At 65.4% G+C, this 25,542-nt stretch carries 22 protein-coding genes, 1 tRNA gene and 1 pseudogene; 12 read left to right on the top strand and 12 right to left on the bottom strand.

Going from position 1 to position 25,542, the window contains the following annotated elements:
• Nucleotides 1-321: 321 nt before the first annotated feature.
• The 3 genes from HNR19_RS03360 to HNR19_RS03350 all read left to right on the top strand — a co-directional run bounded on the left by HNR19_RS03360 (nucleotide 322) and on the right by HNR19_RS03350 (nucleotide 1,948).
• Entirely contained in the window at nucleotides 322-759 is a 438-nt protein-coding gene (locus HNR19_RS03360; RefSeq protein WP_179666612.1) for a VOC family protein, read from the top strand.
• A gap of 326 nt (nucleotides 760-1,085) precedes the next feature.
• A complete protein-coding gene (locus HNR19_RS03355; RefSeq protein ID WP_179666610.1) occupies nucleotides 1,086-1,457 on the top strand; it encodes a hypothetical protein in 372 nt (123 codons plus the stop codon).
• On the top strand, nucleotides 1,442-1,948 hold the full coding sequence (locus HNR19_RS03350; RefSeq protein ID WP_179666608.1) for an RNase H family protein: 507 nt from the start codon (nucleotides 1,442-1,444) through the stop codon (nucleotides 1,946-1,948). Before HNR19_RS03355 ends, HNR19_RS03350 begins: the two co-directional genes overlap by 16 nt.
• Nucleotides 1,949-1,980: 32 nt before the next feature.
• Here the strand turns inward: HNR19_RS03350 and HNR19_RS03345 are convergent, their stop codons facing one another.
• The gene (locus tag HNR19_RS03345) at nucleotides 1,981-2,814 is read right to left on the bottom strand and encodes a thermonuclease family protein (protein WP_246303470.1); all 834 of its coding nucleotides are present in this window, start codon (nucleotides 2,812-2,814) and stop codon (nucleotides 1,981-1,983) included.
• Nucleotides 2,815-2,817: 3 nt separating this feature from the next.
• Nucleotides 2,818-2,913 (bottom strand): annotated as a pseudogene (locus tag HNR19_RS23700) (DUF2510 domain-containing protein); the annotation flags it as partial.
• 377 nt (nucleotides 2,914-3,290) lie between these two features.
• On the opposite strand from HNR19_RS23700, the gene HNR19_RS03340 reads away from it, so the two are divergent.
• The 4 genes from HNR19_RS03340 to HNR19_RS03325 all read left to right on the top strand — a co-directional run bounded on the left by HNR19_RS03340 (nucleotide 3,291) and on the right by HNR19_RS03325 (nucleotide 7,649).
• A tRNA-Arg gene (locus tag HNR19_RS03340) sits at nucleotides 3,291-3,364 on the top strand.
• A gap of 31 nt (nucleotides 3,365-3,395) precedes the next feature.
• Complete coding sequence (locus tag HNR19_RS03335) at nucleotides 3,396-4,160, top strand: RtcB family protein (RefSeq protein WP_179666604.1); 765 nt, start codon at nucleotides 3,396-3,398, stop codon at nucleotides 4,158-4,160.
• On the top strand, nucleotides 4,051-5,259 hold the full coding sequence (locus tag HNR19_RS03330; RefSeq protein ID WP_179666602.1) for a tyrosine-type recombinase/integrase: 1,209 nt from the start codon (nucleotides 4,051-4,053) through the stop codon (nucleotides 5,257-5,259). The genes HNR19_RS03335 and HNR19_RS03330 overlap by 110 nt, the downstream gene beginning before the upstream one ends.
• On the top strand, nucleotides 5,256-7,649 hold the full coding sequence (locus HNR19_RS03325; RefSeq protein WP_179666600.1) for a tyrosine-type recombinase/integrase: 2,394 nt from the start codon (nucleotides 5,256-5,258) through the stop codon (nucleotides 7,647-7,649). The genes HNR19_RS03330 and HNR19_RS03325 overlap by 4 nt, the downstream gene beginning before the upstream one ends.
• 221 nt (nucleotides 7,650-7,870) lie before the next feature.
• On the opposite strand, the gene HNR19_RS03320 is transcribed toward HNR19_RS03325, so the two are convergent.
• The 3 genes from HNR19_RS03320 to HNR19_RS03310 form a co-directional block, all read right to left on the bottom strand.
• The gene (locus tag HNR19_RS03320; RefSeq protein ID WP_179666598.1) at nucleotides 7,871-8,116 is read right to left on the bottom strand and encodes a DUF7669 domain-containing protein; all 246 of its coding nucleotides are present in this window, start codon (nucleotides 8,114-8,116) and stop codon (nucleotides 7,871-7,873) included.
• A 79-nt stretch (nucleotides 8,117-8,195) separates the two neighbouring features.
• Nucleotides 8,196-8,774 carry a hypothetical protein gene (locus HNR19_RS03315; RefSeq protein WP_179666596.1) on the bottom strand — a complete coding sequence of 193 codons (579 nt, stop codon included), beginning with the start codon at nucleotides 8,772-8,774 and terminating at the stop codon, nucleotides 8,196-8,198.
• 55 nt (nucleotides 8,775-8,829) lie between these two features.
• Complete coding sequence (locus HNR19_RS03310; protein WP_179666594.1) at nucleotides 8,830-9,471, bottom strand: DUF7255 family protein; 642 nt, start codon at nucleotides 9,469-9,471, stop codon at nucleotides 8,830-8,832.
• Between the two features lie 53 nt (nucleotides 9,472-9,524).
• Here HNR19_RS03310 and HNR19_RS03305 point away from each other — a divergent pair, with 53 nt between their 5' ends.
• Complete coding sequence (locus HNR19_RS03305; protein ID WP_179666592.1) at nucleotides 9,525-10,547, top strand: hypothetical protein; 1,023 nt, start codon at nucleotides 9,525-9,527, stop codon at nucleotides 10,545-10,547.
• A gap of 42 nt (nucleotides 10,548-10,589) precedes the next feature.
• Here the strand turns inward: HNR19_RS03305 and HNR19_RS03300 are convergent, their stop codons facing one another.
• A complete protein-coding gene (locus HNR19_RS03300; protein ID WP_179666590.1) occupies nucleotides 10,590-12,557 on the bottom strand; it encodes a competence protein CoiA family protein in 1,968 nt (655 codons plus the stop codon).
• A gap of 177 nt (nucleotides 12,558-12,734) precedes the next feature.
• Between HNR19_RS03300 and HNR19_RS03295 the strand changes: the two genes are divergently transcribed.
• Complete coding sequence (locus tag HNR19_RS03295) at nucleotides 12,735-13,148, top strand: hypothetical protein (RefSeq protein ID WP_179666588.1); 414 nt, start codon at nucleotides 12,735-12,737, stop codon at nucleotides 13,146-13,148.
• 79 nt (nucleotides 13,149-13,227) lie between these two features.
• Here the strand turns inward: HNR19_RS03295 and HNR19_RS03290 are convergent, their stop codons facing one another.
• The 5 genes from HNR19_RS03290 to HNR19_RS23695 all read right to left on the bottom strand — a co-directional run bounded on the left by HNR19_RS03290 (nucleotide 13,228) and on the right by HNR19_RS23695 (nucleotide 20,795).
• Nucleotides 13,228-14,991 (bottom strand): AAA family ATPase, encoded by a 1,764-nt coding sequence (locus HNR19_RS03290; protein WP_179666587.1) that lies wholly within the window; start codon nucleotides 14,989-14,991, stop codon nucleotides 13,228-13,230.
• Between the two features lie 32 nt (nucleotides 14,992-15,023).
• Entirely contained in the window at nucleotides 15,024-17,573 is a 2,550-nt protein-coding gene (locus HNR19_RS03285) for a DEAD/DEAH box helicase family protein (RefSeq protein ID WP_179666586.1), read from the bottom strand.
• On the bottom strand, nucleotides 17,570-19,207 hold the full coding sequence (locus HNR19_RS03280) for a DNA methyltransferase (protein ID WP_218910135.1): 1,638 nt from the start codon (nucleotides 19,205-19,207) through the stop codon (nucleotides 17,570-17,572). Before HNR19_RS03280 ends, HNR19_RS03285 begins: the two co-directional genes overlap by 4 nt.
• A 246-nt stretch (nucleotides 19,208-19,453) precedes the next feature.
• Nucleotides 19,454-20,539, bottom strand: a complete 1,086-nt coding sequence (locus tag HNR19_RS03275) for a YDG/SRA domain-containing protein (RefSeq protein WP_179666585.1) — start codon at nucleotides 20,537-20,539, stop codon at nucleotides 19,454-19,456.
• A 1-nt stretch (nucleotide 20,540) separates the two neighbouring features.
• Entirely contained in the window at nucleotides 20,541-20,795 is a 255-nt protein-coding gene (locus HNR19_RS23695; protein WP_425490632.1) for a helix-turn-helix domain-containing protein, read from the bottom strand.
• A 315-nt stretch (nucleotides 20,796-21,110) separates the two neighbouring features.
• Here HNR19_RS23695 and HNR19_RS23390 point away from each other — a divergent pair, with 315 nt between their 5' ends.
• Nucleotides 21,111-22,616 carry a tyrosine-type recombinase/integrase gene (locus tag HNR19_RS23390; protein WP_179666583.1) on the top strand — a complete coding sequence of 502 codons (1,506 nt, stop codon included), beginning with the start codon at nucleotides 21,111-21,113 and terminating at the stop codon, nucleotides 22,614-22,616.
• Nucleotides 22,613-23,887 carry a site-specific integrase gene (locus HNR19_RS03260; protein ID WP_179666582.1) on the top strand — a complete coding sequence of 425 codons (1,275 nt, stop codon included), beginning with the start codon at nucleotides 22,613-22,615 and terminating at the stop codon, nucleotides 23,885-23,887. The genes HNR19_RS23390 and HNR19_RS03260 overlap by 4 nt, the downstream gene beginning before the upstream one ends.
• Nucleotides 23,888-24,478: 591 nt before the next feature.
• On the opposite strand, the gene HNR19_RS23690 is transcribed toward HNR19_RS03260, so the two are convergent.
• A complete protein-coding gene (locus HNR19_RS23690; protein WP_179666581.1) occupies nucleotides 24,479-24,721 on the bottom strand; it encodes a helix-turn-helix transcriptional regulator in 243 nt (80 codons plus the stop codon).
• Nucleotides 24,722-24,872: 151 nt separating this feature from the next.
• On the opposite strand from HNR19_RS23690, the gene HNR19_RS03250 reads away from it, so the two are divergent.
• A complete protein-coding gene (locus HNR19_RS03250; RefSeq protein ID WP_179666580.1) occupies nucleotides 24,873-25,268 on the top strand; it encodes a hypothetical protein in 396 nt (131 codons plus the stop codon).
• The last annotated feature ends 274 nt before the right edge of the window (nucleotides 25,269-25,542 follow it).

Below are 25,542 nucleotides of genomic sequence, written 5' to 3'. Positions count from 1 at the left end.
CCTGCTTCGGCCCGGGTGCGGGCGCGTGGGTGTGAGCCGTGCGGCGAGCTGTCCTCGTCATACGGCGGGTGTCTGACGCGCGGTCGCGTGGCTCGGAGAGCGGGTGTGGAGCACCGATAAGGCCCGACCGGGCGATGTCCCCATCGTGCGCAGCCTCGCACCGTCGCACCTGCAGAACAGCCAACGTGGGCACGATCACGGACCAGTTCCGTCCGTCAGGGCAGCCCGGGATAGTCCCGATGGGCTAGGCCGATGTCGAGAACGGCGTCCCGGGACCGTCCCCGTGGTGAAAGCAACGCAACGACACAGAAGGTGGATCCCATGTCCCACATCACGCGTTTCGACCACATCGGCATCACGGTCGCGGACCTCGACGCCGCGACCGCGTTCTTCACCAAGCTCGGCCTCGAGGTCGAGGGCACCGGCTCGGTCGAGGGCGAGTTCATCGAGGCTGTCTGCGCCATCCCCGGCGCGAAGTGCAACATCGTCATGCTGAAGTCGCCCGACGGCTACAACCTCGAGCTTGCGTCCTTCGTCCGGCCCGCCCACACGCCCGGATCGCCGGACGCACTGGCCAACGAGCTCGGCCTGCGCAACGTGTCCTTCGAGGTCGAGGACATCCAGGCGGCCGTGGACGCCTGCGCCGAGGACGGCTACGGGCTCGTGGGCAGGATCGGCGAGTACCAGGGCGCCGTGAAGATGGCCTACGTCCGCGGCCCCGAGGGCATCGTCGTCTCGCTGTTCCAGCGCCTCGGCTGAGGGAATCTCGGGCCAGTGGTCGAGGTGTGAGCCCGCCCACGGCCGACGCCGCCGGTGGTCGAGATGCGAGGCCGCTCGAGTGCGACACCGCCGGTGGTCGAGGTGCGAGGCCGCTCGAGTGCGACACCGCCGGTGGTTGAGGTGCGAGGCCGCCCGCGGCCGAGCCTCGAAACCTCCGGCCCCAGGTTGGTCGAGTAGCCCGGGCCCCCTGGGGCCCGGGCGTATCGAGACCCTCGCCCCACCGTTTGTGCCGGACCTCTCTCCTAACGTGCTCCTCCCAACGCTGACTCGGCAGCGACGTCCTTGATCAATGAAGGAGAGACGTCGTGAAGTACTTGATGGGCATCCTGGTCGCAGCCCTCGTGGTCGTCGGGGCGGTCGCCGTACCCACCGCCTCGGCTCAGGCGGCGGCTGTCGCCGCTCGTGGGTGCGTGACCTACCGCGAGGCGAGCCGCACCCTCGACAACAGCTACCAGTCGATCGTCGAGATCCAGCGCGGCTTCGGCACCAAGGGCGTAGTCGCAGATCGCGTCGGCAAGACCATGTGGAAGGCCTACCGCCCCTGCCGCCGGCCGCGGCAGATGTTCGTCCACCTGATCTACGTCAAGCGCGCCGGCAAGTGGAAGTCGATGTACTGGGTCTACTCGCTGATCGGCCCGGCCTACCGCACCCACTCCGGCACGTGGGGCCACCGCTGACCGTGTGTGACCGCATCGTCGCCGCGACCGACGGCTCCTGCAGCCTGAAAGCGATGGGCATGGCGTGGGTGACTGCCGGTGGGCTCTATGAGACATCCGCGGTGACAGGCGGCCCCCGCAGTTCGTTGGGCGCCGAGCTACTCGCGATCCGGATGGCTGCCACCGCGTTCGAAGTCGACCAGCCGCTCCTCCTGCTGGTCGACTCGCGTGAGGCGATCGAGATCTGCCGCCACTGCCGACTCGGGAGCGGCGGGGTCGGTCTTCGCGCGCCGGCCTCGACGATCGCCAACCAGCTACGCGACATCCTCCGTGGCCGCGACATCAGGGTCGAGTGGGTCAAGGCCCACAACGGTCACCCCCTCAACCACGCAGCCGACCGCCTCGCCAACGCTGCGCGTCGCGCCGAGGAGCGCGGTCAGACCCAGGGGGTGACGAACCGGACGTACGCCTCGATCATCTCGGGCCTGCGCCGCGCGAGCGCGGCCGCCTGACTGGCGCGCGTCCGCCGGCTCTCCGTAGTCCCTCAGTCTCCGCCGCAGGCTTGGCCGTCGCCGTCAGCGTCCAGGCCGTGCGGATCGGAGCCGTGGACCGTCACCGGGCCAGTGTCCGCGCAGTCCAGGTCCGGCGGATACAGCGGCACGCACGGCGAGTAGCTCGGGTCACAATTGCCGCCCCCGCCGGTGTCGGCGAAGTTCTTGGGCTCTGGCGGCGGCGCGCACGTGATGTCGGCCGACCGGCGGTCCGCCGCGATATAGGCGTCCTCCCGCGGATGCCGGCCGTAGCCATCACGCGAGTCATAGCGCGCAGTCGCCAATCCATCGCGGATCAGGCGGTAGCCCGCGTCCATGGCGCCGATGTCGACGTATCGCAGCAGCCGGTCGTACTGGTCGCGATCCTCATCCGACTCCCCCAACGTGACCGCCTGGCCGCCGACCAGCTCCCGCAGCCGCGAAGCAGACTCCTCGAACCCGCACTCCCCGACCTCTGGGGTGTCGATGCCGACGAGCCGCACGGTCTCGCCGTTGCCGAGCTCGAGCGTGTCGCCGTCGACGATGTGCACGACGAGGTACTCGCGCTCGACGTCGGGCTCCGGCGACTTCGGGGTCTTGTCTCGGTCGCTGGGTTCCTCGGTCTCCTCGGGCGTCGGCTCCTCGGCAACCGCTGGCTCCGCTTCGTCAGATTGATCGTCGTTCTCAGCGTCGGGTTGCCAGTCCTGGTCGGCGCTAGCTGCCTCGTCCCCGGTGTCCGGCTCCCCGTCACTAACCGCACCGATGACGCCGAAGAACAAGACGGTGGCCGCCACAGCGGTGATCACCTTGTGCCGCGCGAACCAGTTCCCGTTGCCGGCTTTCGCCAAGGGGGCAGCGACCTGGTCCGTCCACGCTGTCCCGTTCCAATAGCGCAGGTGACCAGGCGTTCCATAGGGATCGGGGTGCCAACCCGGCGGCGGATTCACCCGTGCTCCCCGGAGGGAAGACGTCTAGACATGCGGCGACGCTACGTCCGCCTCGGCCTGCGAGGTGACGGAACGAAAGAAGATGATCCGAACTGACTACGGGCACCTACCGAAACTCGTTAGGACCAGTGTCCTGCGACTGCCTATGGTCGTCAGGCCATCCAGAGACGCGAACTACGAGGACGACCGATGCCCAGCCAGCCCAGGCGCCAGCCGAGCCGCACCGCGGCCCGCGCCCTGCGCACTGCTCGCCTGGCGCTCGAGTACCGACGGGCCCGCCGCGACCTTCCTCGGTCCGCGAGCCCCTCGATCGGCTGACCAGGCTGGTCGAGTAGCCGGAGCGCCCTGGCGCTCGGGCGTATCGAGACCCCACCCGCACCCTCTTAGCTCAGCTGGACAGAGCGCCGCACTACGAATGCGGAGGCCGCAGGTTCGACTCCTGCAGGGGGTACTGGATCACCCATGCCCGAAGGAGGCAGACGATGGACACCATGGAGACCGACGCACTTCCCGTGCGCCTGCCCGGCGCGCAGGCCGAGACCCTCATGTGGGCGCGGGTCGAGGACATCGAGCAGGCCGCCCTCGACCAGCTGCGCAACATCTCGCGACTGCCCTGGGTCGAGGGCGTCCGCGTGATGCCCGACGTCCACCTCGGCAAGGGCGCGACCGTCGGCTCGGTCGTCGCGATGCGCAACGCCGTGTCGCCGGCCGCCGTGGGCGTCGACATCGGCTGCGGCATGCAGGCGGTGCGCACGAGCCTGACCACCGCCGACCTTCCCGACGACCTCCGCTCCCTGCGCTTCGCAGTCGAGAAGGCCATCCCGGTCGGGTTCGCCGCGCACAAGTCCGCGCCGGACGTGAACCGGCTCAAGCTCAACCACGGCCGCTTCGCGGGCTGGGACCGGTTCTGGGGCCGCTTCGGCGAGCTCCACGACAACGTCCAGGACCGCGAGCGCAAGGCGAAGCAGCAGATGGGTTCCCTCGGCGGGGGCAACCACTTCATCGAGCTCACGTCCGACGAGAACGACCAGGTCTGGCTGATGCTGCACTCGGGCAGCCGCAACATTGGCATGTTAACCGGACTATCCCGGCGTGTCGCGACCACCAAGAAGGAGGCCAGCGCAGAGGCTGAGGGACATGCCTGCTGCCCACGACGAGATCGTCAGGGACCTCGCTGGTCTGGCACTCCCCGACCTCGGCGAGGTCGTCGCAAGCACCATCCCACCGTGGGACCTGCTGCTTCCTGACACGCGAGCGACGAACATCTGTCGCTCCTTCCTTCGGGAAGTCCATTCACGTAGTGCGGATCGGACGGTTCGTTCCTACGCGTATGACCTGCAGCGCTGGTTCCGATTCCTTGCGGCAGTCGAGGTCAACTGGGAGGACGCCACCTCCACAGAAGTAGCGGACTTCTTCGTGTGGATGAAGCACGCCAAAAAGGGCAACGGAAATCAGAACCCAAAGAAGAGGGATCCGCGCATTTCACGCAACGCGATTACCGGCAAGGCGTACGTCGGGGAGTCCTTCGCGAAATCCACGATGGATCATAACGAGACGGTGCTCTTTCTCTTCTATGAGTTCTTACGGCGGAAGGGCCGAGTTCTCTACAACCCCGTCCTTCGTGGTGCGCCGGAGGATGGGCGCAGCCACGCGCACCACAACCCTCTGCAGAAGCGCCGACGAAGTCGCCAGCCGAGCAATCGACAGGGCAGTCGACCCAAGCGACTCCCTCGGAGCATGCCCGACGAGCACTTTGAGGCTTTCTTCGATGCGCTCGGAAACGACCGGGACCGCGCCTTGGTGTCCATGTACGTGAGCAGCGGCGCGCGGCCAAGTGAGGTGCTCAACCTCGACGTAGGCGACATCAATCTGCCCGACGGCATCATCACCGTGATTCGGAAGGGCGGGACGGTGCAAGACGTACCGATCTCCTCAGACGCCGTCACCTGGTACCGCATCTACCAAGGCAGCGCCGGGCGCAACAACCCGAGTCACCCGGCTTGGATGACGTTGCGAGGGGAGCCGAGGCGCTTGAGCCCGGACGCCCTCCGGGCGATGTTCAAACGGGCGAACCGGAAGAACGGCACCAACTGGACGCCGCACGACCTACGCCACACCGCCGCTACGAGGATGCTGGCGCAGGGAACGCCCGAACGGACGGTGCAGGAAATCCTCGGCCACGCGACTCTAGAGACGCTGGATGTCTACACGGTGCCAAGACTCGACGACATGGTCGCCGCTGTGCGTGCGACCCGCGACCGTGCAACCGATCCCACCCCAGCAGCCACGCCGCTTCCTTACGACGCCGATGACATGGACATCCTGTTCGGAGGAACGGATCGATGACACAGGCAGCAGTCGCCGCGCGTCGCGTTGCTCGTGGCGGGCCTGGCGACACGGTCAGTCGATCCAGCACGCAGACCGACTACGAGGGACTGCTCAGGAGTCACGACAGTCCTGATACTTGGGCCGCAAACACGGCAACAATCGCGGAACTCGAAGCGAGTGCACGCTCACTGGTCCGCGGCCTCAGCAACGAATCCCAGCGCATCCCAGGTCTACGGCGCATATTGAACCACCTCGATGAGCAGCCTGGTGACACCTGGCAGGAGCGATGGGTCGCTGCCGGTCATGAGGACGACCACAAGCGCTGGACCGCGATCGCCGGGGCGAAGCAGGTGACGACACACGGGCTACACATGCTGCTCGTGCTCGGCGTGGTCAGGCCGAGTTACGCATGGCTGAAGGCGAACCAGTTCAAGACTTGGTTCCACATCCTGTCGCTGCGTGACAACACGGGCTACCAGCAACTGGAGGCTGCGTTCGAGCACTTCGGAAAGAGCCTTTACGACAACCGCGCTGCCGTCGTTGTCATGGCCCACATCGCCTGCCGTACGGGCAAGGGACCAGCCGACATCACCGGCAACGACCTTCTCGCGTACCAGCGCGCCATGCGCGGTCTGAGGGAACAGGGCATCAAGGTCAAGGTCAACGGGGTGCACCACGCGTGGGACTGCCTCCGCGAGATGGGGACGCTCGATCACCCGGCCGAGACGCTGCGCCTCGCCCAGTTGCGGGGGCAACTGACCGTCACCGAGTTGGTCGACCGACACGAGGTCGCCTCAAAGCGCGTCCGCGAATGCCTGATCCGTTACCTGCGCGCACGCGAGGGCCGCCTGGATTACTCGTCGCTGCAGAGCCTTGTAGCGGCTCTGTGCGGGCTGTTCTGGCGTGACATCGAGATCCACCACCCCGGTGCCGATTCACTCGCTATCGACGACGAAACCGCTGAGGCTTGGAAGCGACGCCTCGCCGTCAAGAGGGACGGCAGCGAGCGCCGCGGCCGGTTCAACGTCATGATGCAGGTACGAGCGATGTACCTCGACATCGCCACCTGGGCGTTGACCGACTCCTACTGGGTCCAGTGGGTCGCGCCGTCGCCGATCAACGAAGCGGACGTCGCCGCGAACGGCAAGCAGCAGCGGGAGTCCAAAGCACGTTCACACCAGCGCACGCGCGAGCGAGCCCCGGAGGTCGACCGCCTGCTGCGGGCCACGGAAGACCGCCTGCGCCTGGCTTCGGGGTGGCTCGCGGACATGGAGCCGCTCCCGCTCGGCACGGTCGTTGAGTTCGACGGCGTCAAGTGCCAACGGATTGGAACGTCGTCGGTGATTCTCCGCCCGTTGGACTCGTTGTCGCAGAAGGACTACATCAACCTGACCGCCCGCGAGGAGGAGGCGTTCTGGGCATGGGCAACCGTGCATCTCCTCCATCAGACGGGCCTACGAATCGAGGAACTACTCGAACTCGACCAGTTCTCGATCCAACGGTTCAAGCACCCAAAGACCGGTGAGGTGATCCCGCTCCTTCACGTCTACCCGTCGAAGGGCGGCTCCGAGCGGCTGTTGGCGGCCTCGCCGGAACTCGTGCACGTCCTCGCTCGCATCGTCCACCGGTTGCGCCGACCGGACGGCACCCTGCCCTTGACCGTCAGGTATGACACCCACGAAAAGAAGCCGCTTCCTCCCGCCCCGTTGCTGTTCCAGCGACGTCGTGCCCGATGGAACGCGATCTCGTACCAGTACATCTACGGCGTGATGGATAAGGCGGGCGAGTGGGCCGGGCTTGTGACTGCGGGCGGGGAGCCGCTCAGGTTCCGCCCGCACGATCTGCGGAGGATCTTCGCTACGGACGCTCAGAGCAGCGGGGTTCCCATCCACGTCATCGCGGCGCTCCTGGGGCACGAATCCATCGAGACGACGGCGGTCTACGCAGCGGTGTACTCCGAAGACGTCATCCGCGCACACAACAACTTCATCGCCCGCCGTCGCGCAGTCACCCCGCAGCCGGATCAACGCGACATCACCGACGAGGAGTGGGACGCTTTCCAGCAGCACTTCGTCGAGCGCAAGTTGAGTCTGGGCTCCTGCGGCCGTGCCTGGGGGTCGCCCTGCGCGCACGAACACGCGTGCATTCGATGCAGCCTTCTGCGCCCCGACCCCGAGGCACTGGACCGATTCATCGATATCCGTGACAACCTCGGGGCCCGGATCCAGGAGGCAAAGGACAACGGCTGGCTCGGCGAGGTCGAAGGGTTAGAGGTCTCGCTGCTGGCCACGCAGGACAAGATCCAGCGCATGACGCCCCTCGCGGACCGGCCCGAAGAACCGACCTACCTCGGTCTTCCACCAATCGGCTCTGCGACGTCGATCGGCGCGAACTATAAAGGTCTATAAAGGGCCAAGAAGAACGACGAACTCGGTGGGAGGAGACTGGACACCGAAGCCCCGTTCGAGGCGACCCCCCGTTCCTCGCAATCGAACTCCCAGGACGGAGCGGCTCGTCTGGCGAAGGTCAGATCCCTCCCGCTGCCTCGATCCGGTCACTTGCTCCTGGGGGCCTTCAGGAGGCGCACGAGGTTGGTTGTATCTGCTCGCGTGCGGCACCGATGCATCTCTTAGGACTCTCGGTTGAGGCGATACCTGCCGTCGCCGAGGCTGTAGAGGTCGTCGTAGGTGACGGCGTGATGGTTCGGAGCGTTGGCACACATGCGTGACGTCACGTGAGTACGGATCGTCGATTCGGCATAGCGTCTGCCGCTTCGACGGACGTCGGTGATGACCTCAGCGAGAGTGAAGGTGCGGTCTGACGATCGGTTGGCGAGCCGGTTCGCTGCGGCGAGGATGTCGTCCCTTGCGGTCATGCCACCGGAGGGTACGCCTCTGCTGTTCCGTCTTGGCAGAATCGCATCCCTGGTTGCCGCCGAGCACAACGACGGGCGGTCAGTCGTCGACTCGCGGGTCCCAGATGACTTCACCTCGACGGTCAGGTGGGTCGATGAGGATGACGCCCGCCTCGCGGAGGTGGCCCGGCGAACTCCTTGGTTTGCGGATGCGCTGGTCGAGCCAGTCGCGGATCACATCCGTTGGGTCGGCGTTGGGCTTGCAGTGGAGTCCGCGCATCATCAGGTCCACCCGTCGGCCCTCGTGCTCCTGATGCCACTTCTGCCATTGGGCGAGTTGGCGGGGCGAGCGGGCTTTCGCGAAGTCGTACCGCTGACGGCCGAGGTCGGAGGGACCGAAGTCGACGTGTCGGGTGCGCCGGTCTGCCGGAAACCGGTCCTCGCCGGGAGGCAACGCGAAGAAGGACCACACATCCAGGTCCTTCACCCCGTTCCGGCGGTCCAGATAGTGCAGGCCACCGCCCTGCGCGAGCACGACCGCAACCAGCCGCCCCCTGTACTCGGGGCGGCGCTCGTAGAACACCTCACGGTCGGCGGCGGCGATCTTCGACAGCCGAGCCAGGTGCCGCTTCGTGAGCGGCACCTTCGACCGTGCCGACCGCGCGGCAGTGGTTGCCATGCACCCCATGGTGCCGCCACTTCACGTTTGGGTCTCCCGCTACGCGGTTCGTGTGTCAGGCGACGTGGGTGCGGATCGTGAGGAGGTGCTGGACCGCTCCGACCGCCGTGGGGTCGGGTCGGCGGAGGAGCCTCTCCAATGTGGCTCCCGTGTCGAGCGTGTCGTGCACGCTGATCCGGGCAAGGCGACGGTCATCGAGGACGTCCTTGACGCTGTCGTAGAACGCGCGTTGCCGCCAACGCGGTGCGCCGTTGCCGGTGAAGTCGCCGGGCCTGGATGGGTCGCCGAAGAAGCGGGCGGCTGAGGGGTTGGTCCACCGCTGTCCGGTGCCCCAGCCGGGGAGCAGTCGGGCTTCGTGCTGTTCGCAGTAGGTCAGGTAGTTAGTTGCCCAGGGCAGATCGAGGTCATTGGCCGCGGTCAGGGTTTCGGCGCGGTAGCGGTTGAAGTGTTGCTCCTCGTCCAGTTCGACCAACAAGAGACCGTCGGGGGTCTGGAAGGCGAGGTCCCAGCCGCCTGGCCGGATCCGGTCGAAGTGCTCGACGTTGCCTCCCAGCACGTCGTAGAACGTCCGTATGCGGGACTGTGTCGCGGTTGGCAGGTCAGCCAGCCGTGGGAGGCGGGGTGGCGTCCCCTGTTCCCAGCCTGCGCCGGTGAGCAGGGCGGCGAGTGCTCTGACTCGGGCTCCCGTGGCGACCATGACGTCGAAGGTATCTGAGGTCCGCACGGCTAGCGCCGGGCATGATGGCGTGCGTGAAGCAGTTCGGAGTCCTGATGGCGATCGCTGCGGTGGCGATGGCTGTTGTCATGGGGGCCGGGTCGCTGTTCTCCGACGACGACAGTGCGCCTACGGGTGCGACATCGAACAGCCCGGAACCATCCACTGCTGACACGAGTTCCGCCGCTCCGACGTCCTCTTCATCGTCACCGTCGCCGACTCTGACGGAGACGCCCACACCGACGACTCCCTGGGGAGAGTTGCTGGAGGACGGGGCAGACGACGAACTGCTGGAGCCTGATGAGGTGGACGGTCTTCCCGAGGGGTATTGGCCTTCCCCCGGCTCGGATGAGTACACAGACGAGGAGTACGAGAGGGTGCTGCGGCGCGACATCGCGGCCTACCTGCTGCGAGTCCGCCACGAGGCGCCACGTGTGGCTGACCGTCTGGCGTACGCGTTGCCGTCGGTCCCGGTGGGATGGTGCTCAGTGGTCGCTCCGCGATGGACATGGACCGAGTTCCAACAGAACGCAAGCGAGAACGTGAAGAGCGCTGCCTTGTTGGCGGACCTCCTGAAGGTGCCCTACGAGCCGTTGTTGCCTGCTGACCAGACGCGGCTCATGCGGTTCGCGGTGGGCGAGGCCGCCCGCTGGTTCTGCCCGGAGAACCGACTGAACCTGTCCGAACCTGTGGAGGATCCGGACGTGGAGGACGCGGCAGAGTTCCCAACACGGGACGTCTACCACCTGCAGGAGTTGCAGCGGGAGGGCTACGCGGTGTCGCCAGCGGACTCCTACCGGGCACGGACCGCCACCGAGTTCGAGATCGAACTGGCGTTCCAGTCTGCACTGGTGGGCGTCGGGGATGTACCGACCGAACTGGGGTGTGACACGGTTCGGTACCTCTCACGCCGGGACAACGATGTGCGGGACACCGCCGAGAACATCTGGGAGTTGAGTCCGTCGAGAGACGACCGGCTCTGGGACGTCTGGGAGCACCAAACGCTGGTCTACTTGATTGAGGAAGAGCGCCGTGCCTGCATCGACGGTCGACTGTGATGGCGCGGAGGCACCGTATCGGCCTAGGTGCGATGAGCCGAGTTAGAACAGGGGGGCTGTTTGCCCGGGCGATTCTGGAGGCGCTGACCGGGGCGCCGGGAGACGAAGCCGTGTCTCTTGGCGCGCGTGGTCCTCGATGACGGTGAAGACGGGGTTCTCGCCTTTCACGATGTCGTCGGCCACGCGTTCGAGGTACCCGCGAGACATCAGGTTCGCGACGTACTCGCGGACCGCTTCGGCGGGGGTGTGCGCGGGGATGGCATGGACTCCGTGGCGAGCGAGTGTCTCGACGACGTCGCTGAGCGTGAATCTGCTGCCGCTGGGCATCCGATAGATGTGGGTCATGTAGACGTGCATCCGCCATTGGGCTCGGTATGCGTCGACCTCGTTGGCGTGAAGTCCGCCCGGCCAGGTGATGGCGGCGGGGATGTCCTTCCCGAAGAGCACCCGAAGTGCGTCGTAGTCGGCAGACAGGTGCCACCGGCGTTCGCGCTCGGCGGCTGCCTTGTCGGCGGCTTCTCGCTGAGCGATGCGTTCCCGTTCTGCGGCATCGGCGGCTGCACGCCGCTCCCGTGCGCGACGTGCTTCGACGCGGGCTTGCTCCTGACGTCGCTGTTCCTTCTCTCGTGCCGACGCAGTCTCGCGCTGTCGAGGGCTGATTGTTGGTGGTTGACGTGTCGTTGCGAGCACGGTGATGTCGCCGTACATGTGATCGGTGACCTCGGCACCGATGTCCACGTAACCGTGGTATTCGAGATGGGCGATGAATCCTTGGATCGCTGCGGCACGGAACCTGCCCTGGTGGTGCAGTTCGATCTGTGCGCGGGCGAGCATCTGGTAGACCTCGCGGACCTTGAAGGTCGATCCGATCGGCTTTGAGTCGACGAAGTGGGCGAACACGAGGCAGTGCCAGCGTTCGTGGCTGGCCCAGACCCCGTGGTCGCCGTCCAGTTCCTCAGCGAGGAAGCCGGGGACGCGGCCCCAACGGTCGAGGCACCGTTGCCGGAACGGATCCTTGGTCCACGCCTCGGCACGCTCGCGTCGCTTCCGCAGCCGGTACTGGTCACGGTCGGCGGGCGTGAAGGACTGGCTCACCAATCCTCGTTCAGCCGCTTGGCGGGCGTACTCCTCGTGGAGACGCGCCGCCTCCCCATCGCGTAGCCGTTGTGCCTCCGCGCGCTCGACTGCGCGGCGGCGTTCCTCGTTAGCCAGCCTTACCTGCTCCGCCTCGGCAGCGAGGATCAGCCTCATCGCGGGCGTGACAATGCCGAGTCGATGGTCGAGGTCGCAGTCATCGAGAGCGTCGAGACGAAGCCACACATCGTCGTGCCAGTCATTTGGGCGGCAGGTGAATGCGCGGTCGCCTGCGATCGTGCCGATCTGCCGGGTCACCGGGTTGACCACCAGGACGTAGCGTCCGGCGTCCGCCCAAGCGCCAGCCAGCGGAGACAGCCGGACCGCCGCGATCTCCACTCCCTCGTCGCTCGTGAACGTCTCGCGGTGACGTAACCGGGTGTGCCCGAGCAGCCACACGCACGCGACCTTCTCGCGGTCGTAGTCGGCCTGCTTGCGCTCCCAGTCGGCGACCAGAAAGTTCTTGTACTCGACCTCGAACGCCGTCTTCGCCCTGTCGGGCCAGGTCACCATCACGTCGGCGCGCCGGTACAGGGCGGTCGAGGGTTCCTTGAGTGAGACCATCTCCTCTTCGACGGCAGCGCCGCCGGGCGCTTGCAGCGCAGCCCAGGCGGCGAGCATGGCCTTCGCACCGAGGTGCGCCTCGCTCTCTCCGTCAGAGACGTGTGGCGTGCCGTTCGGGTGCCAGAAGTGGTCGCGCTTCGATCCACCCCGCGTCGAGATCACTGAGTCGCACCCCGGGAACGGACAGCGCCACTCGCTCCGCGCGGTCTCCCGTAGGGCGTCAGCCAGCCCGACGTCGATGTACCGGGGCTCTCGGCTCGCGCGGTCAACCGCCCAGACCTGCGCCTTCTCGCGATCGAGGAACTCCCTCATCGCGGAACGGTCGTGGAAAGCCGACATGCACGGAGTATCGGCTCCGGGACCGACACTTGTGAGCCAGTTCGACCTGTCGGGCCTCCCTAGTCGACGGGCGAGCGCAGGCGTGGCACTCGGTCGGAAGCAGTGACGCGTGGTCCTCTTCGGCGGCTTCCTCGTTTCGAGGTTGCGTCGGTGATTCACCTGCACAATGTGGCCGTGCATCTAGAACCAGACCGCGCTTGGGCTCGTGATGACGTGCCCGCTGGTCCGTACCTCCACGGCAGTCGCAAGCGGTACGAGCAGGGAGACCACCTGCTCACGGACGTCGTCAGCACGATGCCGGGCGAGGAGGACGACCGTCGCATGTGCTTCGCGACGGTCTCGTTAGATGAAGCGCTCGATTGGGCCTACCGTCGGGGCATCCGCCACGGCGGAGACACCCTGTACGTCTACGAGGTAGAGATGGAGGATCCACAGGTGGACGTCAACGCGCATCCTCTCGGCTCGGAGGGCCCAGTGACCTCCGTCATGAGCCCAAGGGGTCGAGTGGTGCGTGTGGCGCACGAGGTTCCTGTCACGGAGTATCCGCACGCATTCCTTGGATGATCCGCCGTCGTCGAACGGCATCGCGTGTGTTTGAACCCCGCCGGGCAACCCGGCCAGCGTCCCTCATCTGCTGTCGCGGTTACGCGCCCTCGGAGGACTCGGCGGTGTACGCGCTGGGGTTCGCCTGGGAGATGAACTCGTGGAGGCGGCGAATCTCGCGACGTAGATCGTCGGGAAGCGGCGTTTCATCTGTCCACCGTTCGATGACCCTGTGTGCCACCTTGACTTTGTCGATGGTGGCTCGCCTGCTGTCCGTCTTACGGCGCGCATCTAGGGGGTCGTCCCACTTCGTTGCTGGAGGCCGGTACCGCGCGTGCGGGTGTGCGGCAGCGACGGCCTCCGTGAGAAGGTCGGCAGGGACGTAGTTCTCGATGGTTCGGCATGCGGTGACCCACGCGTGCCCAGGCCGATCTGGGGCGTCAAACTCGTCACGGACTCGAACCTTGTTGGCATCGAGTTTGTCGCCCTTCGGCCGGGTCTTGTCGCTGTCGATCACGATCATCGAGTGCCGGTTGAGGCGTCGAAGCGAGATGAGGTCGTTGACGGTTTCGTCATCCAGAGGGTCGTGTCCGGTGAGATGGCTGCGGTTGCTGCCCCCGTAGAACATGATCGAGTAGTGGATTCCCTCCACGAACAGCGTGTCGGGGGCGTAGAGCCGCAGCCAATGGTTGATGTAGGTCCGATCGGACGGCCCCTCAACCCAGACGATGGCGTTAGCCTGCATGATGTCGGAGGGCCGGTATCCAAGGTCGGCACAGATGTCGGCGAACTGGTGGGTCGTGGTCGCTGGGGCAGGGACGCTCCCGGACGTGTCCTTGCGGACATGGATGACGCTGGCACGCTCGTAGTCGAGCATGTGGGCCGAGTGCGTCGCGATGATGTACTGGTTCGTTGTGTTCTCCGTCAGGTAACGCACGAACTTCCGCTGCAGCAGGGGGTGGAGGTTCACCTCGGGTTCCTCGATGCAAACAAGCGAGTTGTCGATCAGGGTGGCGGCGGCAGCCATGATGACGGCCTGGTGGATGCCGGTACCGAGGTCGCCGAGCGGCAGGACCATGCCGTCTTGGTGCACCATGATGTAGTCACGTCGTGACGGGACCTCGATCCGGACTGTGGGGTCTTCTAGGACCGTCTGGAGGAATCGATTGATCTGGCGGAACTTCTCTTCCTTCGATCGTTCCCGCACGTCTGGGTTCTGGTGGTCGGCCAGCGTCTCGATGAGGTTGCGTCCGCTGTAGTCACTCTCGTCCGAACCGGACGTGACCTGCCGGAACGCGTGAATGATTTGTACCGGTGGCGGCTCGAATGGGAAGAGGTGATCGACAATCGCCTTGATGTTGTCCGCCGGACTCCCTCCAGAGGTTGAGAAGAGACCCTGCCTGAGATTGGTGAGGTTGACCTTGCCGGTGGCGGCTTCGTCGAAGGAAGCCATCCATTCGGGGTCAACTTGCCACGGGGCCGTGACAGGTTGGTCGCCCCTGAACGTCTGCTGTCGATCGCCCTGGCTGCGAACGACCCAGAAGAGATCGCCATTGACGAGAGGATGGAACGGCGCGAGGGACAGAAACGCGTCGGTCCGATTCTTGGCCTGTCCGACCCAGCCCTCGTAGGAGTCTTGGTCGAGCCGGTACCCGATGGCCACCTTCAGCGGCTCCCCGCCCGCACGAGGTTCGTCCTCCCAGCCACGGCGAGGCGACTGCGAACGCATGTAGCGTTCGAGAAATCGGATGACGTTCGACTTGCCCACATTGTTCTGTCCCGCCAACAGCGTCACCTTGCCGAGCGGGCTGAACCACCGAAGATCGGGCATCGATCGGTAGCCGCCAATGCCCAACCCGTGCATGCGGATGTATCGATCAGGCGTTCCGTTTGGGTTCACTGGAATGCCTGCCCGCCATTCTTGAGCCCTGCCCAGGATCCGGCGGCGGCGATGACGGATTCGGAGGCGAGGAGGTAGGCCCAGCGTTGGTGGACGGCGGGGTCGCCGTTGACGGTGCGGACCCATTCGGCTGCTGCGTCTCGCTTGGCGATCACGGTGGTCGACGTCATCTCTGAGTCGGCCTTGCCCTCGATGACCCAGTGGGTGTTCTGGTCGTCGATGACGATGAAGTCGGGCTCGTAGACCTTCTGGATAGCACCCATGAGGTAGGTGACACGGAGCGGCACCGACTCGTCGATGCGGATCCACGCCTTGACCGCTGGGTCCTTCTCAAACGTCGTGGCGAGGAGGAACTCGGTGGAGTATGCGTCGAAGGAGCTGATCTCGTAGACGGACTTCTCCCAGCCCGTGTACGGGTAGTGCCGTTCGAAGTCGGCTCGGACGGTGACGATGTGCCGGTCAGCGGGCGGGCGCGTCTCGGTTCTGGTGGGCGGATCGGGCCAGCGCACGAGGTCAACCTTGCGGACCTCGCGGGCGGGGCTAGAGGTCTGTTGGCTGCTGATCCATTCGACCAGTCGCGCGGTGGCGAGCCTGCCGTGTTCGGCGCGCCAAGGGGTCTGCTCGGTGACATTCGCCCCCCGCAGGAACGCCTGTGCGACGGCTGTAGCGGCGTTCATCTCGGCGACGGTGGAGGCGACGGCGTTGGACTGCATCAGCCGCCCTACGAGGTCGGACTCGATGGTGCCTAACGGGATCCGGTCCTGGGTGGCGACGACGGCACCGTCCGCGTCGTGGATGACGACGTGCGCCGCTCCTGATTCGTCACGTTCGGCGTCGAGAGCCTTGCGAGTGAGGGTAGGTGCGTTGTCGTGGGAGAACTGCATGCCAAGGGCCTCGACGGCGTTGAGCGGCACCTGGGTCAGGGAGAACGGGTCGCGCTGCCAGGAGGTGACGACCTGCGGGATGAACAGGGGCGATCCGACACCGGAGGGCGTACGCGGGTTCAGCGTGCGGGCGAGGATCGCGTTCGCTGATTCGGCAGTAGCGACTCTCGCGTCGAGGGTGGACAGGGTGATCCCGGTGTGCGTCGAGGGAAGGGCGTCTGTGGGCTCGTCTGCTTCGAAGAGCGCGAACTGGTCAGGGTCGGTCGCTGCGGGACCGGGGAGCCGGATCTCGACCTCGGAGACCGGTTCGTTGTCGACGGTCTCGAACGTGAGGGGCAGTTCATCGGTGGTTGCCACCGAGGTGCCCGTCGCGTGACGGCCCTTGGTTGGGTTCACGACGGCCCTTGCCTGCTGGGCACGTTCGCCGAGGGTCTCCTCAAGGAGCACCTTGGCTTGCCGCAGGAGGGTCGCGAAGGAGTCGTGGGACAGCACTTCGACGGTGTCGAGCATGGGATTGCCGGTACGTTCGCCGAACGGGAGCCGGAGGCCGCGTCCGAGGATCTGCTCGGTCAGGAGCGACGATTCGAGGGACCGGACGGAGGAGACGACGTAGATGTTCTTGACGTCCCAGCCTTCTTTGAGCATCGACACGGAGACGACGACGCGGATCTTGGAGTCGGGGTTCTCAAGGGTGTCGAGGAGCCGGAGCGTCTCGTCGGGCTCCTCGCTGGTGACGACGAGGATCTGGTCCCGGTCGCCGAGCATGTCGGGCCCTGCCAGGAGGTCGGCGTACTCATTGGCTTCGTCGATGGTCGACGTGACCAGGAACATCACGGGTTCGCTGTAGGGCTTCTTGGTAGCCCGACAGTAAGAACGCATGGCCTCGCGCTTGGCGTCGAGAAGGGTGAGCCCGTCCGCCATCTGGGTGCGCTTGTCCTTGATGCCGTCGGCACGGGAAACGAGGACCGGGATCTTGACGTACCCGTCGGCGATGGCGTGCGCGAGCGGGTAGTGGAAGACGCGCTTGTTGAGGGTCTTGGGGTCAGGGGTGGCGGTCAGTCCGACGAGCGCCATCGGCTCCATGTCGTCGATAGCGGACTGGAACTTCTTGGCGTTGCCGGAGTAGTAGACGTGGTGCTCGTCGGCGATGACAACGAGGTCGTCGGCAGCGGTGAGGTAGTCGTATAGCGCCTGTCCGAGGGTCTCGTGCGCTCGGTGGGCGCGGCGTGCGTCGTTGGTGTTGGGGCGCAGCAGGGACTGGACGGTGAAGACGAAGACCTTGAACCGGTTGTCGTCTTCGAGTGCGGCTCCGACCTCTCCTCGTTCAAGCGAATCGAGGGTGATGACAAGCGGGTTGCACTGGAGGCCGCGCAGGTACTTTCGATGCCCTGGCGTCAGGTTGTCCACTGTCTTGCGTTGGATCGTGGAGCCGGGCGTCACGATGACGACGTTGCGAACACCGGACATGTACAGGTAGTCCAACAGTCCACCGGCGATGTAGGTCTTGCCGACACCCGTGGCGAGGTCGGCAATGAACTCCGCACCGTGGTCGGATTCGTCGAGGGCACGGGCGAGCGCGTCGAGGGCCTCCTCGTTGGGGAGGCGAAGGTTCAGCGTGTGCGAGATCCCTTCGACGAGCGCCTCGTCGTACTCGACCGTCACTTCGCTCCTCCTTCGGACAATCGACGCTTGAACCGTTTCGTTGCTTCGGTCAGCAAGTCGCGCGGCGCCTTCTTGATGCGGGATCCCCTCGACAGTTGGGCCAGGAGTTCTTCTGCACCGGGCAGGACCACCTGGGCGACGATGGTGACCCTCTCCTTACCGGACAACCGGCCCACTACATGTCGGACCTCCTCTTCGCCGACGGCTCCGTCGAACACGGCGAGCCGCATCCGACCCCGTGAACCGGCGAACAAGCCATCCGGTGCCCATTCGAATCCGAGTTGACCGGCGACCGCGCGGGCGAAACGTCCGTTAGTCGCCCACTCGGCGAGCATCACCCCATGCGGGGTGACCTCATACATGGAGGGCGCGACGTTGACGGAGCGGAACCCTCCTCCGCCCGTCCAGCCGACATCCATAGAGATGCCACCCTGGTCCTCACCCTTGACGACCATCTCCAACCGGGGGCGGGTGAACCGCTCGACAGTCTCGGGAAGGATCTCGCTGGTGACCCAGCGGCGGCGCATCTTGTGTGCCACGGCTGCCGTCGTTCCGGAGCCGCCGAAGCAGTCGAGAACGACATCGCCCGGCTGAGAGCCCAAGTAGATGACCCTTTCGAGGAGGCGCTCGGGCTTGGGTGTGGAGAACGGCTCCTGTCCGGCGAACAGCCGCTTAATTTCGTCCTTGGCAGTCTGGGAGTGCCCGACTTCGGCGAACATCCACAGCGTTTGCGGCACCCGCCCGCGCACGTCAGTGAGGAATCTCTTCAGCGCTGGGACGTTGGCCCCGTCCTTGCCCCACCAGATGCGGTTATCGTCGTCGAGTTCACGAAGCCGGTCCTCCGACACCCGCCAGTACCGGCCCGGCGGCGGGCCGTCGACGACACGGCCCGATGGGGTGGTGATCGGGTACCGCCCCAGCGAGTAGGGCTTGTTGGCGACGAGGTCACCGGCCTTCCATGGGCCGCGGGGATCGTTGTCCGGGTTCGTGTAGGCAGCATCCATTCCGGCCGTGCGGGGCAGGTCGTTGGGTCGCCATGCCTCGGCGTTGTTGGCGTAGATGAGGATGTAGTCCTGGTCGACCGACAGGTGCCGGGCCGAGGCTTTCGGGCTATACACCTTTTGCCAAACAACGGTGGCGATGAAGTTGCTGGCCCCGAACACCTCGTCCATAAGCATCCGCATGCGATGCACTTCGGCGTCGTCCAGGTGGATCCAGATCGACCCGTCGGTCGTGAGGAGTTCCTTGGCGAGCAGCAGCCGGTCGCGCATGAACGACAACCACGTGGAGTGCTCCATCCAGTCGTCGTAGTGCGAGAACGTCTGCCCCGTATTGAAAGGCGGGTCGATATAGATGAGTCGGACCTTGCCGCGATATTCGCGCCGGTATTCCGGAACTTCGCACAACCCCCGCAGCATGTCGAGGCTATCTCCGGTGAACAACAGATTCCCGGCGTACGGATTCGCCTCGTCAACCTCTCCGAAGGAACCGGTGACGTCGGTCAGCCGGACCTCAGATGCAGCCGGATGGGTGCGCTCAACCCAGACAGGCTTTCCGGTGGAGTCCTTCGGGACTAGTAGAAACTGGTCCTTGCCCGGCCATACGAGTTCGAGCCGTGGGGCACGAGAAGCCACCGAGCCTGCCTCCTGAGTCGTGTCTATCGGTCGGCCGACGTGCCGCCACCGAGATGGTCGGCGCGCCCTGCCACGCGCTCACTTTAGGCAGCCGGGTCTCCTGCGTCAGACGAACGGTCACGACAACTGGGACAAGGGCTCCGAAGATCCGTCCGAATGCAGCCACACCGTCGGGAGTTCCGCGAACCTCGCTTCCTCGCCCGCCAGCAGGTTCACCCGCTCCTGATCCGGGTGATCCGCCTGGGCTCAAGAGAACCCGTGAAGTCTGCGGTGGTAGGCGAGGTTCGCTGGGTTCAGCAGGTGCTTTCGGCTGTCGACGTTGAGAGGCCCTACCGGACTGCCGTCCCGTTCGTAGACGAATAGGTTGTTTGCGATGTGTAGGCCACCGCGGTCGAACATGACGTGGTGGTTGGGGCAGAGACACAGCATGTTGTTGACTTTGTCGGCGCCGTTATGCGGTTCCCCGATCGGGCGAATGTGAGCGCCCTCGCTGTAGGGACCGCCTGCGAGGCTGATCCGGATGTGGCACACCTGGCAACGGTCGCCGTAGAGGGCCTTAACGGCCCTCGACACCGAGGAGTCTCGCTGCTTGCGATACACCATCGACACGGTGGTCCCCGGAGTCTCGTTGCCTTCGGGCAAACCTTCCTGTCCGGTCTGCGAGGACGTGCCATCGGCGTCCTCGGCGCGTGGCGGTGTGGCTGGTGGAAGTGGCGAGCGCGAGTCATCGCGCAGACGGCGAACTCGATCGCCGCGGCCAGTGGGCGGCTGGCGTCGGTCGGGCCGCTTGCGGCTCCAACGCATGACGGTGGGCAGGTCCTGTCCTGGATAGTCCGACATGTCGACCCAGGCCAGTGCTTCCTCTGGGCTTAGTTGCACCATGAGGAAGCGGCACACGGTGAAACCGTCTGCACCGGGTTCGGTCCAATAGTCGTCGACCCAGTACAGGCCGTCGTAGCGGTAGCCGGTCGCGGGCGCGTAGATGTCTGCGCCGTTGCCGCGAAGAACGCGGACGGGCCAGTTGTGATTGTGGGAGTAGACCAGGGCCGCGTTGTCGCGGTCGTCGAGCGACTGGTTCGCGATCTGGCGGCCGGTCTTGCGATCGCGTCCCCCTTGGCCGGTGTAGAGGATCCAGTCTCCGTGGTCGATGTCGTCGACGTAGCCACCAGAGGGGCAAATGGCTCCTGCCCCGGGTTGATCGATGCGGGCGTCGATGCCTCTTCCCGATTGGGTATGGACGTGCTTCTCCATGGCCTCACGACGTGAGTCGTACATGGTGCCGACCGGCTGACCGGGGTACTCGCCGATGGTGAGCGGCCGCTTGGAAGCCATGTCACAAGCCCGCTTCCGCAAGCAGCGATCCAACCGTCGTACTGAGGGCGGCCGCAACGACGTGCAGCGTCCCCAGCGTGGGGTTGGCGGTTCCGGCCTCAAGTCGACGGACCATCTGCACGGAAATGCCTGCCCGCGCAGCGACGTCCTCCTGCGTAAGGCGAGCCATCTCACGCCTTGCGCGCAAGGTCGCCGCGAGCGTCTCGGCCAGGGGCGGAGGCAGCGGCTGGTGTGTCCCAGTCTTTACTTGTGGCACATGCAGAGGGTTGTCAACACGTATGCCACAGACGAGAACATAAATGTTCTATTCGGCTCTCGACGCCACGGCTCCACGTGGGTAGAGTCGACTGCGCCGAGCGACCCGGAGCGGCGTGGAAGGCGAGCCGGTTCGCCCGGTGACCAGAGCCGGGTTGCAGCGGTTCGAGTGGAAACCGTCAGCGCACCGTAAGCAGGTGGCCCGTGTGGCAAGTGGCCCGAGCCCTAGTGACAGGGGGCTCGGGCCAGCATCTGACGCCGTCGACGCGAATGACTCCCGCGGGCTGGCGGTGCGATCCAGGTGTCGGATGACTTGGTGGAGCAGTTTCACTTGGACAACACTTCCGGGATCGGTTCCGACGAGGAGCCCGTAGACCTCGCGTCGCGCATGCGCGCGGCAAGGGTCCAGGCATTTCTAAGTCCAGAGTCAGCACATCAACCCGAGAACGACCTCGACGCGCTGCTCCTGAGGACTGCACAAATCCATGTCCAGGCCGTGACCGAGAAGACGCGCGCCGCGTACGCACGGCGGTGGGCGAAGTTTGAAGCGTGGTGCGGAGAGAACGGCTTCACTGCCTTGCCAGCCACGGCTGAGGTCCTGATGCTCTACCTCGCCTCGGCGGTCGGCGAGAACGGCGCATCACTCAACACGCTGCGTGGATGGGCCGCCGCCGTCAGGCGGATCCACGAAGAGGCAGGGCTTTCATCTCCGACCTCCGATCCCGCCATGCGGTTGTTTCTTCGTGGGTTAAGCAAGCAGGTGACGCCTCGTGAGAGGCCGAAGCAGATCTCTGCCCTGAGGATCAACGGGTTGCGTGAGGTCGTCAGGACGATCGATGCGCGCTCGCGTGATGTGCGGGAGGTCCGGGATCGGGCTGTTCTAGGTGTCCTCGAAGCGGGCGGGATCGTGAACCGGATGAGGGCCCTGGACTGGTCGGAGGTCCACTTCGCGGCCGAGGAGGTCCTCGTGACGTTGCTGCCAGTCGAGCGCACAAGCGTGACGCCGGTGGTCGTGCGGGTTGTCGGACGTCCCCAAGACCGCGCCGCCTGTCCAGTGGCTGCATTGGCGGCATGGCGCGAACTGTCGCCAACTGTTGACGACAGCGGCCCCGTCTTTACAACGGTCGTAGGCGAGCAGGCTACGGACAAGCGACTTGGGCTCCGCGAGATTCATCGGATCCGCGCAACCCGTCTCGACGCTCTGGCAGCCGATGGGCACAAGGCGTCCTATGCCGATGCCATGAGGCTCATGGCCCAAGGTCGAACGATCGATCTACGAGACAAGGCACTGCTGTTGGTCGGATTCGCCGGAGCCCACCGCCGAGGCGAGATTGCCGACCTGTCTTGGAACGACATCACGCCGCGTGACGGCGAGGGCCTCGTGATCCACCTCAATCGATCAAAGACAGATCAGATGGGCCGTGGTGCGAGAGTCGGCATCCCGTACGGGCGCAACCCACTGACATGTCCAGTGACCGCGCTCGCCGAGTGGAGCAACCGAGTTGAGCAGCAACTGGGTCGGATCGACCCCGAGTGGCCGGTCTTCCCGGGTGTCACTCGCGCGGGGCGAATCGGCACAAAGCCCCTGTCACCAGAGGCGTTGACGGTGATGATCCGAAGGCGTGCACGCGCCGCCGGACTGCAGGGCCATTGGGGCGGTCGATCGCTGCGGGCCGGATTCATCTCCAGCGCCGCGGATCTTGAGATTCCGTTGGAGAAGATCGCCGCGCAGAGCCGCCACGTCACACTGGAGTCGCTCGCTAAGTACATCCGACGTGCTGACCCGTTTAGGGGCTCAGCGGCCGGAAAGGTCGGCCTGTGACGGCCGAGACCACCCCGCACGTCGAGCGCGGAGTCAGCGAAGCGCGGGCCGTCCGCGCGGAGAACCTCCTTGCCGAGTGGCAACGCTTCCTCGCAGTGATGCAGGTTCCCGCTGATACCAGCGGGATCCTTCTGTATCTCACGTTTCTCCGCGAAGGCGAGCGTCTCCCCACCCGCCAGATCGATAGCCGCTTGTCCTACATCGATCTTGCCCAAAGGATGCGCGGACAGGAACCGTTCCGGAAGTCACGAGACGTTCAGACGTTCATGCGCGGACTCGCGAAGGCTGATCCTCTCGGGCACACAGTGCCCGCCTCGGATCCGATGTACCGCGAGATCGTGGATGCCGTCATCGACGCGGTGATGCGGCCCGACGCAGAGCAGCAGGCGGCGATTGCGGCTGTCCTGTTGCAGGACCGGTTGCGTTGTGGTGTCGCCGGACTCATCCGCCTGCACTGGCGCGACGTCACCCTGCGCCGCGGCTCGGTGAGCATTCAGTGTCCTTCTCCGCCCGGCTCGCGAGGCAAGCCTCAAACATCCAAGCAAGTCACCATCGAATCGATTGGTGGACCTATGTGCCCGGTGGCCGCGCTGCACCGGTGGCACGAACAAGGAGGGCGCCCGAGTGACCGCGTCTTCCCGACACTTCACAAAAGCGGCCGAGGCAAACTCCGCGCCGCCCTGGTCACCCTGCGCCGTACCGGGGACGTCTTCACTGCCGTTAGCCAAGCATCGACAGCGCCGCGCCAATTGCGTGCCCGTGCACTGTTGCTCCTCGCCTATGGCGCCGCACTCACCAGCCAGGAAGCGCGGCATCTCGCTGTCGGCGACATCGAAGTGGTGCCTGAAGGGCTCGTGCTCCGAGTAGAAGGCCGTTCGTACCCGTCACTCTTGCGACAGGATCCTGGAATGCCGGGCTGCCCTTTACTCGCGTGGCAGGAATGGTTCGCTGTACTGAAACAGGCCGACCTGGCAGAGCCCGACCGGCCAGCGTTCACGCGCCTCCAACAAGGGAACCCGGGCGGCGAGCCGATGAGCCAATCGGGGATCAATGACGTAGTGAAGTGGGCCGCAGCAGCAGCCGGGTTCACACGTGATCATTACTCGTTCAGTTCATTGCGCTGGGGCGCCATCCGCACCGCATTTAGAGCGGACGTGCCGCTCCACAGCGTCGCCCATCTGACAGGACTCAAAGCGTTCGACGGACTCGCTCGACACCACCGCCGCGAACAGATCGTGCGCCGGTCCGTCGCAGGGCAACTCGGCCTGTGAACCATCCGGTGGCTCGCTGGTCCGCAATACTGGCGAGCGAGGCCCTGCGCAGGTCTCCACGCCGAACGGGCCCACGCAGGCGGGCGCGCACACCGCAGGACGGTCCACATCCGAGCACCACTCACTGGAGTTAGCAGAAATGTGTCACGCGCCCTTTGGATCTAGTCATACCCCCGAGCGGCCAGGCTGGGTGGTCGGCTTCATGGATCGCGTCGTGGTACACGGCACCTCCTGCGCCACCCGCACGGAGGGTGATGGCATCGACCACGGTTTGCGCTGCGCCGAAGCCGGTTGCACGAGCCAATTCGTGTGTCCTGGATGCGGCAACTGGCAAATCGAGGTGCCTGTCTCGAAGTCCCCGTGGTTCCTCTTCAGCGCCAATCTCGCGTCAGCCGAACACCGTGCAGATTGCCCCGCCTTCGACATGCTCGCCGGGCTCATGGGGGCTCGGTCCGTGGAGTCGTGAGCGCTGAAGGCGGACTACCGCGGACCCACTCGAACGGATCTAAGTCACGGTCATGGCCAAGTCCAGCCGGGCACCGGACTCTCACGAGGCAGGCCACCATCGGACCCGGCTATCCGTAGAAGACCTCAATCGACGAGCAGAGAGCAGGCGGACCGATCGAGTGCGTCGGCGAGGGCGTACACCGTCGCGAGTGTTGGATTCGCTACGCCACGCTCTATGCGCCGGACATGCTCGGAGGTCAGGCCGGATGCCAGCGCGAGTCCTTCCTGCGTGAGGCCAGCCAGATGACGAGCCTCACGGACGTTCGCGGCAAGTCCCTCCGTACGGCCAGCCGAGAGTCGGATGTGACCGCGACGCGTGCTCGACATGGTGCGACACACGGTGCTTTGCGGTCAGTTCGAAGACCAGGACATATATGTTTGGTTGGTCGCACCCACGCCCCGCGGAGAGTGTCCCGTGACTGAGGATTTGTCGAAGTCGAAGTGCTCCTGCTGGCGATTGCCAACGGACGATGGGCGAGTGCTCCCCTTGCGATTCGCGTGCGAGCACGACGAGGTTCGCGTCAGCCTGCGTGACGGGCATACTGTCCAAGGGTTCTCGCATGGCGCGGACTGGTGGGAGACCCCCACGGGACCCGAGGTCTACTTCGAGATCGAACCCGACGGCGCGGAGCCGACCATCACTGTCCAAGCGGACGTGGTCACGGTCACCCCAGTTGGTGGATACATCGACCGCGCGACGTTCCTGACCGCGATCGACCGGCTTATCGATGAGTTGAAGGTCAGCGGACAAACTGAATACGTCCGCCTCGTAGTCGCCGATCACGAGACAGTCGAAGTCGCCGTGACATGGAACGTCCATCCGTGCGCGCCCCCTGCGCGGCCGCACACCGCCGTCCACTCAGTCCGGGCGTAGAAGGGCACTACTGCCGTTGGCCCATTGGACGGAAATGTCGAAACTAATGAAGGTTCAAGTCGGTCCTGCCGAAGTCCAGAACATGACAAACAGCGTTGACTCCCCATCCGCTCCGGCCACCGTCCAGTTCCCCCCTGTGCCGCTCGTGAGTGGGAACCAATTGACAGCCGCCGACGGCTCAACTCACGCCGTCGACTCGGTCGTTGTGGTGCTAACCAGCAGCGACGGCGCCAAGGTCGAAGTCACGCTCGAATATCGCCTCGGTGGTTGGTGG

It is taken from the genome of Nocardioides thalensis, assembly GCF_013410655.1.
In the GTDB taxonomy this organism is placed as follows: domain Bacteria; phylum Actinomycetota; class Actinomycetes; order Propionibacteriales; family Nocardioidaceae; genus Nocardioides; species Nocardioides thalensis.
The sequence above is the reverse complement of the archived record's forward strand: the minus strand, read 5'-3'. Positions and strand labels throughout refer to the sequence as shown.

What these genes read in the sequence shown, in the direction of transcription:
- HNR19_RS03315 (WP_179666596.1), bottom strand. Translation starts at nt 8,774, where the DNA reads ATGGCAACCACTGCCGCGCGGTCGGCACGGTCGAAGGTGCCGCTCACG.
- HNR19_RS03310 (WP_179666594.1), bottom strand. Translation starts at nt 9,471, where the DNA reads ATGGTCGCCACGGGAGCCCGAGTCAGAGCACTCGCCGCCCTGCTCACC.
- HNR19_RS03360 (WP_179666612.1), top strand. Translation starts at nt 322, where the DNA reads ATGTCCCACATCACGCGTTTCGACCACATCGGCATCACGGTCGCGGAC.
- HNR19_RS03275 (WP_179666585.1), bottom strand. Translation starts at nt 20,539, where the DNA reads ATGGCTTCCAAGCGGCCGCTCACCATCGGCGAGTACCCCGGTCAGCCG.
- HNR19_RS03320 (WP_179666598.1), bottom strand. Translation starts at nt 8,116, where the DNA reads ATGACCGCAAGGGACGACATCCTCGCCGCAGCGAACCGGCTCGCCAAC.
- HNR19_RS03300 (WP_179666590.1), bottom strand. Translation starts at nt 12,557, where the DNA reads ATGAGGGAGTTCCTCGATCGCGAGAAGGCGCAGGTCTGGGCGGTTGAC.
- HNR19_RS03335 (WP_179666604.1), top strand. Translation starts at nt 3,396, where the DNA reads ATGGACACCATGGAGACCGACGCACTTCCCGTGCGCCTGCCCGGCGCG.
- HNR19_RS03290 (WP_179666587.1), bottom strand. Translation starts at nt 14,991, where the DNA reads ATGCACGGGTTGGGCATTGGCGGCTACCGATCGATGCCCGATCTTCGG.
- HNR19_RS03330 (WP_179666602.1), top strand. Translation starts at nt 4,051, where the DNA reads ATGCCTGCTGCCCACGACGAGATCGTCAGGGACCTCGCTGGTCTGGCA.
- HNR19_RS23690 (WP_179666581.1), bottom strand. Translation starts at nt 24,721, where the DNA reads ATGTCGAGCACGCGTCGCGGTCACATCCGACTCTCGGCTGGCCGTACG.
- HNR19_RS03325 (WP_179666600.1), top strand. Translation starts at nt 5,256, where the DNA reads ATGACACAGGCAGCAGTCGCCGCGCGTCGCGTTGCTCGTGGCGGGCCT.